Annotated in this window: 11 protein-coding genes; 4 read left to right on the forward strand and 7 right to left on the reverse strand. The window is 75.1% G+C overall.

Going from position 1 to position 13,698, the window contains the following annotated elements; genetic code table 11:
- From AWW66_RS28005 to eccCa, 6 genes are all read right to left on the reverse strand, one after another.
- A partial coding sequence (locus AWW66_RS28005; protein ID WP_067372454.1) for a WXG100 family type VII secretion target occupies positions 1-1,071 on the reverse strand: 1,071 nt, incomplete at its 3' end.
- A gap of 15 nt (positions 1,072-1,086) precedes the next feature.
- Complete coding sequence (locus tag AWW66_RS28010; protein ID WP_067372456.1) at positions 1,087-1,629, reverse strand: hypothetical protein; 543 nt, start codon at positions 1,627-1,629, stop codon at positions 1,087-1,089.
- Positions 1,630-1,697: 68 nt separating this feature from the next.
- Positions 1,698-3,098: a type VII secretion-associated serine protease mycosin gene (gene mycP, locus AWW66_RS28015; RefSeq protein WP_067372459.1), complete on the reverse strand. Its 1,401-nt coding sequence runs from the start codon at positions 3,096-3,098 to the stop codon at positions 1,698-1,700.
- 82 nt (positions 3,099-3,180) lie between these two features.
- Positions 3,181-3,459 carry a WXG100 family type VII secretion target gene (locus AWW66_RS28020; protein WP_067372462.1) on the reverse strand — a complete coding sequence of 93 codons (279 nt, stop codon included), beginning with the start codon at positions 3,457-3,459 and terminating at the stop codon, positions 3,181-3,183.
- A 28-nt stretch (positions 3,460-3,487) separates the two neighbouring features.
- Positions 3,488-3,796: a WXG100 family type VII secretion target gene (locus tag AWW66_RS28025; RefSeq protein WP_067372465.1), complete on the reverse strand. Its 309-nt coding sequence runs from the start codon at positions 3,794-3,796 to the stop codon at positions 3,488-3,490.
- A 290-nt stretch (positions 3,797-4,086) separates the two neighbouring features.
- On the reverse strand, positions 4,087-8,049 hold the full coding sequence (eccCa, locus tag AWW66_RS28030; protein WP_067372467.1) for a type VII secretion protein EccCa: 3,963 nt from the start codon (positions 8,047-8,049) through the stop codon (positions 4,087-4,089).
- 218 nt (positions 8,050-8,267) lie between these two features.
- On the opposite strand from eccCa, the gene eccD reads away from it, so the two are divergent.
- A complete protein-coding gene (gene eccD / locus AWW66_RS28035; protein ID WP_067372470.1) occupies positions 8,268-9,665 on the forward strand; it encodes a type VII secretion integral membrane protein EccD in 1,398 nt (465 codons plus the stop codon).
- Positions 9,666-9,699: 34 nt separating this feature from the next.
- Here the strand turns inward: eccD and AWW66_RS36145 are convergent, their stop codons facing one another.
- Positions 9,700-10,878, reverse strand: coding sequence for a type VII secretion protein EccE (locus tag AWW66_RS36145; RefSeq protein WP_067372473.1), 1,179 nt, complete (start codon positions 10,876-10,878; stop codon positions 9,700-9,702).
- A gap of 158 nt (positions 10,879-11,036) precedes the next feature.
- Here AWW66_RS36145 and eccB point away from each other — a divergent pair, with 158 nt between their 5' ends.
- From eccB to AWW66_RS28055, 3 genes are all read left to right on the forward strand, one after another.
- Complete coding sequence (gene eccB, locus AWW66_RS28045; RefSeq protein ID WP_067372476.1) at positions 11,037-12,482, forward strand: type VII secretion protein EccB; 1,446 nt, start codon at positions 11,037-11,039, stop codon at positions 12,480-12,482.
- 168 nt (positions 12,483-12,650) lie between these two features.
- Positions 12,651-13,013, forward strand: a complete 363-nt coding sequence (locus AWW66_RS28050; RefSeq protein WP_067372479.1) for a hypothetical protein — start codon at positions 12,651-12,653, stop codon at positions 13,011-13,013.
- The coding region (locus AWW66_RS28055) for a WXG100 family type VII secretion target (protein ID WP_169807188.1) at positions 13,006-13,698 on the forward strand (693 nt) is incomplete at its 3' end. The genes AWW66_RS28050 and AWW66_RS28055, both read left to right, overlap by 8 nt.

Here is a 13,698-nt window from a genome sequence, read left to right on the forward strand (position 1 = left end):
CCCGGCGCCACCACCGCCGACCATCGGGGGCATTCCGGGACTCACCGCCCGGCCGATCCCGGCGCCGGCCATCGCGCCGCCACCGCCGCCCAGGCCGCCACCGGCCCCCACGCCGCCGGAGCCGAGGCCCGACCCGCCGGGCAGCCCGCCCCCACCGGCGGAGCCGAGCCCGGGGGTGCTGGGCCCGCCCGCGCCGGCCAGCCCCGAACTCCACTCGTCGTCGTCCAGCCCACCGCCGCCGGGGTAGTCGCCGGTGCCGGGGTACGTCCCCGGGCCGTCGTCGTACCCGCCGCCGGAGCCCAGGTCGGGGTGGGTGGTCGGGGTGAACCCGTCGGTGCCGGGCGGCTTGACCCCGCCCACCCCGCCGACGGACGGCGTGGCGCCCAGGCCGGGAGTGTCGCCGAGCCCGCCCGCCCCGGGCATCCCACCGGGGGGTACGCCCCCACCGCCGCCACTCGGGTCGAAGGGCGTCATGTCGTCCGGCGTGAGGCCGGTGACGTTTCCGCTCTCGCCGGTGTCCCGGACCCGGTCCCGGAAGTTGCCGTTGACCTCGTTGTAGACCTGCCGCGCCTCGCCCTCCTGATCGGAGAACCAGCCGGTGAGCCAGTCGGTGAACTTGCCGATCTGCTCGACCGGCCAACTGCCCAGCACGTCGGCCTTGACCCGGGTCTCGAAGAGGCCGACACCGATGATCATTTCACCGTTGCGGGCCGCCAGCACGTCACCCATGGCCGCCGCCGGGATGGGCATCTTCGCCTGCGCCTCCTCGAGCTGGCTCGCGGCCGTGTTCAGGGTGGCGATCAGGCTGACCTTGCCCCGGCCCGGGTTGTCGACGTCGTCGATGGTCTGCTCGACGTTCTTGGCCAGCTTCTCGATGTGACCCTTGAACGCGTCGTACCCGGGGCCCTTCCAGGTGGCGTTGAGGTCCTTGACGTTGGTCTCCAGGCTCTCCTTGACCTCGCCCAGGTTCTTGATCAGCTCCTGCCAGCCGAGCGCCGCGCTGGCGATCTTGTCCGGACGGCCGTCGACGAGGACCTCCCGGGCCATGTCCTCCCAGCTCTTGTCACCCATCTCCCGCTCCCCCCGTCAGCTCGCGTCGCCGCTGGCGGCGCTGTTCAGCATCCGCGTCATCTCCTGCGCGGTCACCGCGTTCGCGCCCTCGGCGTCCTCGTAGTTCCGCTTGACCTCGCGCAGCGCGTCGGCGGCGGAGTACAGGTCGTCGGAGAGCGTGCGCAGGTTCCGCTCGGTGGAGGTGTAGAGCCCCGAGTGCCGCTGCGCCAGCTCCCGGGCGCCGTCGAAGCTGCCGAACGGGCTGTTCTGCCCGCCCGCGCCGGTGTCCCCGCCCAGGGTGTCCTTGATCTCCACCATGTTGTGCGAGAGCCGCCACAGGTAGCTGGCGTGCGTCTCCAGCCAGGTGATCGCCGAGTCGAGGGTGCCGGCGTCCCACTCGGTCTCGACGCCCCGCTCGCCGCTGCCGGCGACCAGCCCGCTGGGGGTCTCCGCCTGGTCGACGCCCTGCTGGTCCCAGCTCAGCCCGCGTACCTGCACCCCGTTGGGGGTGCCGGCGTTGAGCGGCAGGCCGGCCGGCAGCCGGACCTCGACGCGGTCCTCACCGTTCTCGTCGGTCATGGGTGTCCTTCCTCAGCGCCGGGACCACCCCGCGTACGCGGGACAGGGCCGGCCGGCGGTGTCCGGGGTCAGCGCGGGTACGGGTCGGAGCCGGGCGCGGGCGGGGGTGCGGCGGCCGGCCAGGACGGCGGCTGCCCACCCGCTCCCGCCGGGGGAGCGTACGGATACGGGGCCGGCGGCTGGGCCGTCGGCGGCGCGTGCGGGTACGGGGCCACCGGCGGCTGCGGACCGACCGCGGCGGCGGACGGGTGCCCGCCCGGCGGGGAGTGGGCCGGCGCGGGTACCGCCCGGCGGCGGGCCCGCCGGTTGACCACCACGAGGACCACCACCACGGCGACCACGGCGAGCGCGGCCAGCAGGTAGAGCGCGAGCTGGAGACCACCGATCCCGTCGGCGAGCCCGATCGACAGGGGCGCCCCCGGCTCGTCCCCGCTCTCGCCCGGTTCGGGGCGGGGGTCGTCGTCCGCGACGGTGGCGAGCAGCGGGTTGCTGTCGACCGGCGGCACGTCGCGGCGCACCGCCGCCACCGGGTTCACCACCCCGAAGCCGTACTCCGGGTCGCGGCCCGCCGGCCCCTCGTCCCGGGTTGTCCGGACCAGCCGGTTGATCACGTTGGCGGCGTCCAGGTCCGGGTGCGCCGCGCGGATCAGCGCCACCACCCCGGCGACGATGGCGGTGGCGCTGCTGGTGCCGCCGATGAAGCCGTACCCGCTCGGGACGTGGTCGGGCGGACCGATGGAGAGGATGCGCTCCAGCGGGGCGGAGACCGCCACCTCCCTGCCGGTCACCGACTCCGCCGAGGGGCGGCCCCGCCGGTCGACCCCGGCCACCGCGACCACGCCGGGGATGTTGGCCGGGGCGACCACGGTGGTCGAGCCGTCGGCACGGTTGCCGGCGGCGGCGACCAGCACCACGTCCTTGCCCTGGGCGTACCGGACGGCCTCGGCGAGCTCGTCCTCGGCGGCGTCACTGCCGCCGACCGACAGGCTGATCACGTCGGCGCCGTTGTCGGCGGCCCACCGGATGCCGGCCGCCAGGTCCGCCTGCCGGGCCCGCTCCGGGGTGCCCACCGGCAGTATCCTGGCCTGCGGCGCGATGCCGAGCAGGCTGTTCGCGCCCGCGCCCCGGCCGGCGATCAGCCCCGCCATCGACGTGCCGTGGCCGTTGTCGCTGACGTCGCGGCGGCCGTCGCGGGCCGCGCCGGGACCGAAGCCCCGGCCGGCGAGCACCTGGCCGCGCAGGTCCGGGTGGGCGGCGTGGATGCCGGAGTCGACCACGGCCACGGTGACCCCCCGCCCCCGGGTCGTCTCGTGGGCCTCCGGCACGCGCAGGGTGTCCAGGTACCACTGGGCCTCGCGGACCGTCTCGGCGGACGCCGGGGCCGGCGCGACCAGCAGGCCGGTGCCGGTGGCGACCAGCACCGTCAGCGCGGCGGCGGACCACCGCAGCGGTCGGAGACGGTTACGCATGACTCCCCCATGAGCCTGGACGGGCAGACGCACAGCGGCTCCGGCCCGGTCGAGCCGGACCGGAGCCGCTGGCGCGGTTAACTCAGCTCCACACCTTGGAGTTGCTCATTTCGGTGGTGACGTAGTTCTCCTTGGCGAGACCGACGGCGCCGCCGATGTCGTTCAGGATGCGGTTGATGTCGCGCACCGCCGTGTCCCACTGGGCCTGGTGCTGCTGGTAGGCGGCGCGGTCCTCGCCCTCCCAGTGCAGCTTGGTGAGCATGGACCGCAGCGTGTCCAGCTTCTCGTCGATCGTCCGCGAGATGGCCTGCATCTGCTGGTTGCTGCTCTCGAGGACGGCGTAGTCGACCTTGATGCTCATGGGTTCCTCCCCTGCTCGTCGCGGCGGATCACGGGTTGAGCGCAGCGTGGAACTTGTCCAGCATCTGCTGCTGCTCCTCGTCGTTGACCTGGTGCGTGGTACCCGACTTGTCGAGCAGGTCGGCGATGTTGTCCATGGCCGTGAGCAGCTTGGCCGTGTCCTCGTTCCAGCGCGTCATGAGCTGCTGGAAACCGCCGGAGGCCTGCCCCTTCCAGGCGATGGCCAGGTCGTCGACCACACCCCACAGCTTCTTCAGCTCGCCGTCGACCTCGCTGCGCGTGGACCGCACGTCACTCGCGGCGGTATGCAGAGTCGCAGCTTCGACCTCGAACGCCATGCTTCACATCCTTCCGTCATCGGTTGTGGCGGCGGATCAGCCGCGCCCCATCCCCCGCGGCAAGGCAGAACCACCCCACCGACGGACCGTTCGATAGAGACCGTAGCGGAGCCCGTCCAGTCCTCGCAGCCCTGCTCGCGGCCGGTGGGTCGGCACAGCGTCCACGGTCACCACCCGGCACCGGATCCACACCGGCCGAAGCCGGCCGCCGGCCCGGACGCCGGTGACGAGCACCGGGCCGGGCGGCGACGACCGGTGCCGGGCCGCGACGGAGGGTGACCGATGGGGACTCAGCCCGGGTCGGCCCAGGCCGTCTGGATCAACTGCTGGCCGTCGCGCCGCCGGACCAGGGTGCCCCGGCCGGGCGGCTGCGGGCTCGGTCGCAGCGTGCCGAAGACCGCGCCCTCCTCCCGGTTGCCGGACATCAGCAGGCCGGGCGAGTCCAGCTCGCGGAGCCGTTGCAGCACCGGCTCGTAGAGCGCCCGGGCCACCCCGCCGACCCGCCGGGCGACGATCAGGTGCAGGCCGATGTCCCGGGCCTGCGGCAACAGCTCGTGCAGCGCGCTGAGCGGGTTGTTGCCGCCGGAGGCCACCAGGTCGTAGTCGTCGACCAGGATGTAGAGGTCCGGGCCCTTCCACCAGCTCCGGTCCCGAAGCTGCGCGGTGGTCACGTCCGGGCCGGGCAGCCGGTTGGACAACGCGCTGCGGATCGAGGCCAGCCCCTGGCCGAACACCTGGTTGGACGGTGCGTAGTCGAGCAGGTGGTCGCCCTCGACCGCGCCGAGCAGCCCGCGCCGGTAGTCGGCGATCACCAGCCGGGCCTGCGCCGGGGTGTACCGCTCGGTGATGCCCCGGGCGATCAGCCGCAGCAGGTTGGTCTTGCCGCACTCGGCGTCGCCGAAGATCGTCAGGTGCGGCTCGTTGGCCAGGTCGAGGTGGACCGGGGCGAGCGCCGACTCGTTGACCCCGATCGGCAGGCCGGGCACCGACCGGTCGACGATCCGGGCCAGCTCGGCGACCGGGAGCCGGCGCGGCAGCAGTCGTACCTTCGGGGCGGGCCGGCCCGGCCACGCCGCCGCCACGTGCCGGGCCAGGTCGACCGAGGCCTCGGTCAGGTCCTCGACGCCCCGGCGGCCGTCGATCCGTGAGATCGCGGCAAGGAAGTGCAGCTTGTCCCGGGTGAGCCCGCGCCCCGGGGACTTCTCCGGCACGTTCGCGGCGGCCCGCCGGTCGATCTCGGACTCGTTCGGGTCGCCGAGCCGCAGCTCCAGTTTGGTGCCGAGCAGGTCCCGCATGTTGATCCGGATCTCCGCCCAGCGGACCGCGGTCAGCACCACGTGCACCCCGAAGCCGAGCCCCCGGTTGGCCAGGTTGGTGATCGTCTGTTCCAGCTCCTCGTACTCCTGGCGGAGCGTGTTCCAGCCGTCCACCACGAGGAAGACGTCGCCGAACGGGTCGTCGCCGAACTCGCCGGCCGCCCGACGCCGCCGGTAGCCGGCCATCGAGTCGATGCCGTGCTGGGTGAAGCGCAGCTCCCGCTCGTCGATCAGGGCCACCACCTCGGCCACCGTCCGGCGGACCGCCTCGGTGTCCCGCCGGCCGGCCACCCCGGAGGTGTGCGGCAGCGCCGCCAGGCTGCGCAGCGCCCCGCCGCCGAAGTCGAGGCAGAAGAACTGCACCTCACGCGGGGTGTGGGTGAGCGCCAGCGAGGCGAGCATCGAGCGCAGCATGGTGCTCTTGCCGCTGAGCGAGGCGCCCACGATGACCACGTTGCCGCCCGCCCCGGCCAGCTCCACCAGCATCGGGTCGCGGCGCTGCTCGTACGGGCGGTCGACCACGCCGACCGGGACGACGAGCGTGCCCCGGCCCGGCCAGCCGGCGGTGCAGAGCCCGTACGTCGGGTCCTTGCTCAGCGCGGGCAGCAGCTCGCCCAGGCCCGGTGGCTCGGCCAGCGGGGGCAGCCACACCTGGTGGGCGGGCTGGCCCCGGCCCTTGATCCGGTCGATCAGCACGTCCAGCATGGCCACGGTACGGCCCTCGGCGGCCGGCTCCGGCTCCGGCGCGGTCTCCACCTCCAACTCGGGCGCAGGGGCCGGCACGAAGTCCACCCCGTACGGCACGATCCGACGGCGAACCATCGCCCGCGACACCGGGGCGCTCTCCCCCGGCGCCCGGTACGGCCCGGAGACGTACGCGGCCCGGAACCGCAGCATCGTGCTGGTGTCGGTCTTCAGGTACCCGTGACCGGGGGCGTTGGGCAGCTCGTACGCGTCCGGCACGCCGAGCACGATCCGGCTCTCCACGGCGGAGAAGGTGCGCAGGCCGATCCGGTACGACAGGTGGGTGTCCAGGCCGCGCAGCTTCCCCTCCTCCAGCCGCTGCGAGGCGAGGAGCAGGTGCACGCCGAGCGACCGGCCGAGCCGGCCGATCATCACGAACAGGTCGATGAAGTCCGGCTTGGCGGCGAGCAGCTCACTGAACTCGTCACAGATGATGAGCAGGCTGGGCATCGGGTCCAGCGGCTCACCGGCCGCCCGCGCCTTCTCGTAGTCGAACCGGGAGACGTAGTTGCCGGCCGCCCGCAGCACCTCCTGGCGGCGGGTCATCTCGCCGGCCAGGGCGTCACGCATCCGGTCGACCAGGGGCAGCTCGTCGGCCAGGTTGGTGATCACGGCGCTGGTGTGCGGGAGCGCCTCCAGCGAGGCGAAGGTCGCGCCGCCCTTGAAGTCGACCAGGACGAAGTTCAGCTCCGCCGAGGAGTGGGTCACGGCGAGCGCGCCGACGATGGTCCGCAGCAGTTCGCTCTTGCCGGACCCGGTCGCGCCGATGACCAGGCCGTGCGGGCCCATGCCCTCGTGCGCGGACTCCTTGAAGTCCAGTTCGACCACGTTGCCGTCGGGCCCGACGCCGAGCGGGATGCGCAGCCGGTCCCGGTGGCCACGCGGCTGCCAGGTCTGCCGCACGTCCACCGTGGCGGCGTCGCCGACCCCGAGCAGGTCCGGCAGCTCCGTGCTGCGGGCCAGCGGCTCCTCCGCGGTCGCCTGCTGCTGGGAGAGCCGGTACGGGGCGAGCTGCCGGGCCAGCCCCTCGGCCGCCGCCGCCCCGAGCCGGTCCGGGCGGCCCAGCCGGGACGAGGAGGTGCCCCGGACCAGCTCCAGGCTGCTGCCGTCGCCGGCGTCGAGGCAGAGCAGCCACCGGCCGGCGTCCCGGGGCACCGTCCCGGAGAGGTCGACGACGGTGGTGCCGAGCAGGCCGTGCCCGGTGAGCTGACAGGTCGCCGCGATCTCGCCGCCGTCGACCACCACCACCAGGTGCGGCGCGGTGGTCAGCGGCTTGGCCTCGGGGGTGAACCGGGGCCGGCCGGCCAGCAGCTCGGCGAGGGCCTCCTCGGCCTCGGCGAGGCTGGCGAAGACCAGCCGGCGGGCACCGGCGGCGTCGGTCCGCGAGGTGTGCTGGGTGTGCGGCAGCCACTTCACCCACTCCCAGGTCGACTGCCGGTCGGGGGCGGCCACCACGACCACGACCAGGTCGTCCGGGGCGTGGAAGGTGGCGAGCTGGGCCAGCGCGGCCCGGGTCAGGTCAAGCACCGGCTCCCGCTCGCCGCGCAGCACCACCCGGCTGAACGCCCGGACGGAGAGCGCGGTGGGCAGGTCGGGCACCGTCGAGTGGGCCCGGACGAACCGGCGCAGCGCGATCGCGCTCATCGGTTCGAGGTCCTCGACCGGCTTCGTCTCCGGCGGCACGATCTCCACCGCCAGCCGCTGCGGCCCGGTGGCGACCCGCGCCTCACCGAAGTCGTCCTCGGTGACCCGGCGCTCCCACATCCGCCGCGACGCGGCGATCGACCAGAGCGCGTCCGGCTCGGGGTGCCGCCAGGCCATCGCGGCCCGCTGCTGCTCGGCCGCCCGCCGGGTGCGCCGGCGCATCTGGGCGAGGTACCGCATGTAGTCGCGGCGCTCGGCGTTCAGCTCCGCCTTGTCGTTGTTGCCGGTGGCCAGCGAACCGATCGCCATGCCCAGCATGGACACGCCGAAGAGGCCACCCGCGACGTACGTCATCATGCCGCCGCCCCGCCCGGCGTAGAGGAAGGCCATCGCGCCGACCCCGCAGATCATCGGCAGGATCATCAGGAGCTGGCCCATCCCCCGGGGGGTCGGCTCGGGCAGCTCCGGAGGGGACTCCAGCAGCACCTCGCCGCGCGGCAGGGCGGGCCCCGGTTGGCGTGGAAGCCGGCGGAACACCACCGTGCTCACGGCTGTCTCCTCCCCCAGAAGCGGCCCGCCCACGGTGCGCGCCGACCGGGGCCGCGGCCGGTGCGGCGGCGGCTTCCGGATGGCGCGTGACCGGCCGGAGTCGTCGGGTGGGCATCGTACGTGCCCGCCATCGTAGGTAATCTCCCGTGGGCGTCGTGGACCCACGGGGGCGATGCCGCCGGTCACGGTGGATCGCAGGAGCGCACGAGGAGGCCGCAGTGGCGACGAGGACGCCGACCGGCGGGCTGAGCCGGATCACCGTCGTGGCGCCCAGGACCCGGATGGACCTGGCCCTGCCCGCCGACGTCCCGCTCGCCGACCTGCTGCCCACCCTGCTGCGGTACGCCGGTGAGGACCTGGCCGACGAGGGCGCCCGGCACGGCGGCTGGAGCCTGGCCCGGCTGGGCGGCCCGCCGCTGGACGGCGGCCGGACCGCCGCGCAGCTCGGCGTCCGCGACGGCGAGGTGCTCTATTTCAACCCCCGGATCTCGGCGGCCCCCGAGATCGTCTTCGACGACGTGGTGGACGCCGTCGCCACCGCCACCAACCAGCGCGCCGGCGCCTGGCAGGTCTCCACCACCCGGTCCTTCGGGGTACTGCTCGCGGCGGCGGCACTGGGCGTCGGGGCCCTCGTCGCGCTGACCGCCGGGCCGCCGCACCTGCCCGGCGCGGTGACCGGGCTGCTGCTCGCGGTCGTCCTGGTGGTCGGCGCGGCCGTGCTGTCCCGGGCCGCCGGGGACAGCCGTACCGGCGTCGTGCTGGCCACCGTGGGCCTCGGGTACGCGGCGGTCGGTGGCCTGCTGGTGCTCGCCGGGGACCGGCCGCTGCCCGAGCTGGCCGCCCCGGACATGCTGCTCGCCGGCACCGCCGTGGTGGTCTTCGGCGCCGTGGCGGCGCTGGCCGTCGGCGACCGGTTGCCGCTGTTCTTCGGCGCGGTGGCGATCGGCGCGGCGGTCGTCGGCGGGGCGCTGCTCGCCCTGCTCTTCGACCTCGGCGCGCCGGCCGCCTCGGCGGTGGTCGCGGCGGTCGCGTTCGGCACCGTGCCGATGCTGCCGATGACGGCGTACCGGCTGGCCCGGCTGCCGGTGCCGTCCATCCCGACCGGCCCGGACGACCTCAAGAGCGACACCGAGAGCGTGGACGGCCGGCAGGTGCTCCAGCTCAGCGAGCGCGCCGACGAGTTCCTCACCGGCCTGCTCTGGACGGTGTCGCTGCTGGTGCTCGGCACCGAGGTCGTCCTCGCCCTGGACGGGCGGCTGCCGGCGGTGCTGCTCGGCCTGGTGCTGGCCCTGCTGTCGCTGCTGCGGGCCCGCCCGTTCCTCGGTCGGGCGCAGCGCGTCCCGGTGCTGGTCGCCGGTGCCGCCGGGCTGGGCCTGACCGCGTACGCCCTGTTCGCCGGGGGATCGCTGGCGGTCCGGCTGGGCCTGGTCGTCGGCGGGCTGGTGCTGGTGGCGGTGATCAGCCTGGTCTACGGGCTCACCGTGGCCGGCAAGCGGATCTCCCCGGTGTGGGGCCGCACCCTGGACATCGTCGAGATCCTGCTGATCGTGGCGCTGGTCCCGCTGGCCTGCTGGGTCTGCGGCGTCTACGAGTGGATCGTCCACCTGCGCCCGTGACCCGTCCCGAGCCGGGGCGAGGCCCGGCGACGCGTCAGGTGCCGGGGGCGATGGTGCCGGCGGCCGTGCCCACCGGGGCGGTGGCGTAGACGCCCGGCCCGTGCTGGCCGTCCAGCGGGCGGGCCGGGGTGCCGTGCCGCCGGGCCAGGTCCCGGACCACCTTCACCAGCGCCTCGACGTGGTTGTCCATGGCGGCCACCCGCAGCAGCGGGGGCACCGGCCGGCCGCCCGGGACGACCACGGTCGCCAGCGTGTGCGAGGGGGCGGAGGTCCCGGTCACCGCGTCCACCAGGCCGGCCAGCGGTGCGCCGGAGCGGACCCGCAGGGTCAGGCAGCGCTGACTCCACCCGCCGCCGGTCAGCCCGGTCCAGGTCTCCGTCGGCGGCTCGGCGGTCAGGTCCAGCCCGGCGGCGGCGAGCACGGCGGCCCGCAGCCCGTCCCGGTCCAGCACCTGGTGGTGCAGGCCGGCCGCGGTGAGCGCCTTGCCGAGCCGGCCGATCCCGGCGGCCACCGTCCGGTGCACGCCGGCCACGCCCCCGCCCCGGCTCACCGCCTCGTTGCGGGCGTGCGGCACGGAGATCCGCAGCGCCACCCAGACCGTCCGGTGCGCGGCCGGCGGCGCACCCGGGGTCGGGTACCAGACCAGGGTGTGCGAGACCACCTGGGCCAGGGTGACCGGGCCGACGAAGTCGCGCAGCACCGCCAGGGCCCGGTCCACCACGGCCGCCGGCACCGGACCGGCCGCCGCCTGCGGACCGGCGGTGAGGGCCACCGCCGCGAACCAGCCCCGGCCGTCCCGCCCGATGCCCATCCGGGTACCCCGGTCAGTCAGCTCGACGACCGACAGTTCCGGGGCGAGGGCGGCCAGCCGGGGATCGGTGCCGCCGTCGGCGACGGCGGCGCGGGCGCTGCGCCGGCGGTTGCGCAGCCGGCGGCGCAGCATCACCTCCTCGTACCACCACCGGCCGCCCCGGCGGCCGAAGAGCGCGGCGAGCAGGAGCACCGCCAGGGTCGTCGCCACGCCGAACAGCCAGCCCGGCCCGGTCGAGGCCACCCAGACACCGAGGAGGCACAGCTCCAGCGCGACGAGCTGACCGACCACCACCGGGCCGACCCGGCCCTGGCGACGCCGGTCGCTCGGCGACACCGGCCGGTCGGGCGTACCCGAGGGGGGCCCGGCGCTACGACCGGGGGGCGCCTGCACCTGCGTCATCGGCGAACGTCCCTTCTGGGGCTCGGGGTCGACGGTCGGGACCGGTCGGCGCCGACCCCCGTGGGGCCCGGGGTCCTGCCGACGGCCCCTTATCGTAGGGAAGCCCGCGGCGGCCGACGGACCTGCTCGCCGTGGCTCGACCCCCGTCGGAGGTGTGCATGCGGACCCGCCGCGACCAGGTGCAGGCGTACCGGTTCGTCACCCGCCGGATCGTCTCCGCGCTGCTGGCCGGCGACCCGGAGACCCCCAACCTGCCGATGCGGCGGCTCGGCCTGGCGGTCTTCGGCAGCGTGATCGCCGCCGCCGTGGTGCTCGGCGGGGTCGGCGCGTACGGGCAGCTCACCGGCAACGCCGCCCCGCTGGAGTCGAACACGCTGGTGATCGAACGGGAGACCGGCGCGACGTACGTCTTCCTCGACGGGCGGCTGCACCCCACGCTCAACTACGCCTCCGCCCGGCTGATCCTCGGCGACGCGCAGCCGACGGTCCGGACCATGTCCCAGGCGTCGATCGCGGACCGGCCCCGGGGCCGGGCGGTCGGCATCGTCGGGGCTCCTGACGCGCTCCCCGGCCCGAAGGCGCTGACCGGACTGCCCTGGTCGGTCTGCGACGTGCCCGACCCGGCCAACCCGCGCCGGTCGTACACCCGGGTGGTGATCGACCGGCCGCTGGCCGGCGGCACGCCGCTGGCGGAACGGGGCATGCTGGTCTCCGTCGACGACGAGCGGTACCTGCTCACCCGCGACACCCGGTTGCGGGTCTCCGGCGGTGACCAGGCGCTCACCGCGCTGCGGATGGCCAGCGCGCCCACCGTCCGGTTGAGCGAGCAACTGCTCAACGCCATCCCGGCCGGCCCGGTGCTGCGCAAGCCGTCGATCAGCGGACAGGGCGACACCACCGGCACCCTGGTCGGCGACGGGCCGGGGCGGATCGGTCAGGTGTACCGGGCCGCCGGTGAGCACTACGTGCTGACCCGGGACGGGCTCGTCTCGATCAGCGAGATCAGCGCCCTGCTGCTGCTCAGCGACGGTGGCCGGGTCACCGACATCACCCCCGACCAGGCCGGTCGGCTGCTGGTCCGGCAGCAGGTGGACGCCGAGGGGCTGCCCCCGACCCTGCCGGAGCTGCACCCGGCCCGCAGCGGCGAGACGGTGGTCTGCGCGACGTACCGGCAGGGGGTCGACGGCGCTCCGGCGGGCACCCGGATCGAGGTGTTCGACCGGCCACCGGCCGAACTCGCCCCGGACGCGGCCGACGTCACGCAGGTCCGGCAGGGGGCACGGGACGCGGTACGCACCGCCGAGAGCGTGCTGCTGCCCGGTGGCAAGGGGGTGCTCGTCCAGGCCGGACAGGGGGCCGGTGCGGCTCCGGGCGCGACCGTCTACCTGATCAACGAGCAGGGGCTGCGGTACCCGCTCGGCGCGGGCGCGCTCACCGCCCTCGGGTACGAGGGGGTGACCCCGGTGGTGGTGCCCGCCTCGTTGCTGGCCCTCGTGCCGACCGGCCCCGTCCTGGACCGGGACCGGGCGTTGAGCTTCTTCGAGCCGTCCGCCGCCGAACCCGACCCGGACGCCGGGTCGGCGACGCCGACCACCGGCGGCTGACCGGGCGCGGAGGTGGCCGCCCGGCTGTGGGTGCGCCGGTGCCCTGGGGAGCCCGGCCCGGCCTCGGCGGGGGTCGGCGGGGCCGGCTGCGGTGGGTCGGCGGGGCTGGCCGGGGTGGACTAACCTGTGGCTGGTCAGAGGTTGGCGACGAACGACGGGGATGCTGCCATGACCGGTCGCACGACAGTCGACGTACTGTCCTTGGAGGACTTCCACCGGCGGTTGGCCGGTCGACTCGCCGAGGCCGAGAGCGTGCTGCGCAAGCTCAGCACCGAGTTGCAGTGCCGGCCGCCCGCGCTCGGCACCTTCGCGGACGCGACCAGCAACGCCCGGCGCTACTCCGAGGTGCAGTCCTCCTACCAGGAGCGGGCCGAGCGGCTCCGGGACGCGGTGCGGGCCGCCCAGACCGCGACCCAGACCATCCTGGCGAACTACCAGACCACCGAGGCACGCAACCGGGCCAACTCCCGGGACATCGCCGCCGTCCTCGACGGCGTCGAGGACGCCCTGGAGGAGAAGCGCGATGTCTGAGTACACCCAGCGCTACGAGCCGGTCAGCCACCAGCAGCTGTACGACGGCGTCCGGGCCGGCGACCCCGAGCAGATCGAGGGCCTCGCCACCGGCTGGAGCACGATGCGGGACACCCTCAACGACCTGAGCCGGAGCCTCGACGGCGACCTGGAGGGGCTCGCCGGCACCTGGAGCGGCGCGGCCGGGCAGGAGTTCCAGCGGCGGCTGACGCTGATCGTCCGGTACGCCGAGACGCTGGCCGAGGGGATGGCCGACGTCCGGCAGGGGCTGTCCACGATGTCCGGCCAGCTCCGCACGGCCAAGCAGGACGCGGAGAGCCCCGAGGAGACCGACGACCACGACAAGGCCATCTCCGGCGCGGCCAAGGGCGCGATCTTCGGGCTGCCCGGCGCGGCGATCGGCGGGTTCCTCGGCCACCAGCAGGACAAGGCCGAGCGGGAGAAGGCGCACCAGCGGATGGTGCAGCTCGTGGCGGGCCTGGCCGCCAGCTACGACCTCTCCGCCGCCACCCAGCTCGTCACCCCGCCGGTCCCGCCCACCGACCTGCCCGGCGGGGTGGACGGCGACCGGCCCACGCCGCGCAGCGGGCCCGGGGCGCAGACGCCGACGGCCGCCCCCACCACGGGTCTCGCCGGCCCCGGCGCGACGGCGACGACCGGGCCGGGCACCACCGCGCACGGCTTC

The organism is Micromonospora rosaria (assembly GCF_001567585.1).
Classification (GTDB): Bacteria; Actinomycetota; Actinomycetes; order Mycobacteriales; family Micromonosporaceae; genus Micromonospora; species Micromonospora rosaria.

What these genes read in the sequence shown, in the direction of transcription:
- AWW66_RS28010 (WP_067372456.1), bottom strand. Translation starts at nt 1,629, where the DNA reads ATGACCGACGAGAACGGTGAGGACCGCGTCGAGGTCCGGCTGCCGGCC.
- mycP (WP_067372459.1), bottom strand. Translation starts at nt 3,098, where the DNA reads ATGCGTAACCGTCTCCGACCGCTGCGGTGGTCCGCCGCCGCGCTGACG.
- AWW66_RS28020 (WP_067372462.1), bottom strand. Translation starts at nt 3,459, where the DNA reads ATGAGCATCAAGGTCGACTACGCCGTCCTCGAGAGCAGCAACCAGCAG.
- AWW66_RS28025 (WP_067372465.1), bottom strand. Translation starts at nt 3,796, where the DNA reads ATGGCGTTCGAGGTCGAAGCTGCGACTCTGCATACCGCCGCGAGTGAC.
- AWW66_RS36145 (WP_067372473.1), bottom strand. Translation starts at nt 10,878, where the DNA reads ATGACGCAGGTGCAGGCGCCCCCCGGTCGTAGCGCCGGGCCCCCCTCG.
- eccB (WP_067372476.1), top strand. Translation starts at nt 11,037, where the DNA reads ATGCGGACCCGCCGCGACCAGGTGCAGGCGTACCGGTTCGTCACCCGC.
- AWW66_RS28050 (WP_067372479.1), top strand. Translation starts at nt 12,651, where the DNA reads ATGACCGGTCGCACGACAGTCGACGTACTGTCCTTGGAGGACTTCCAC.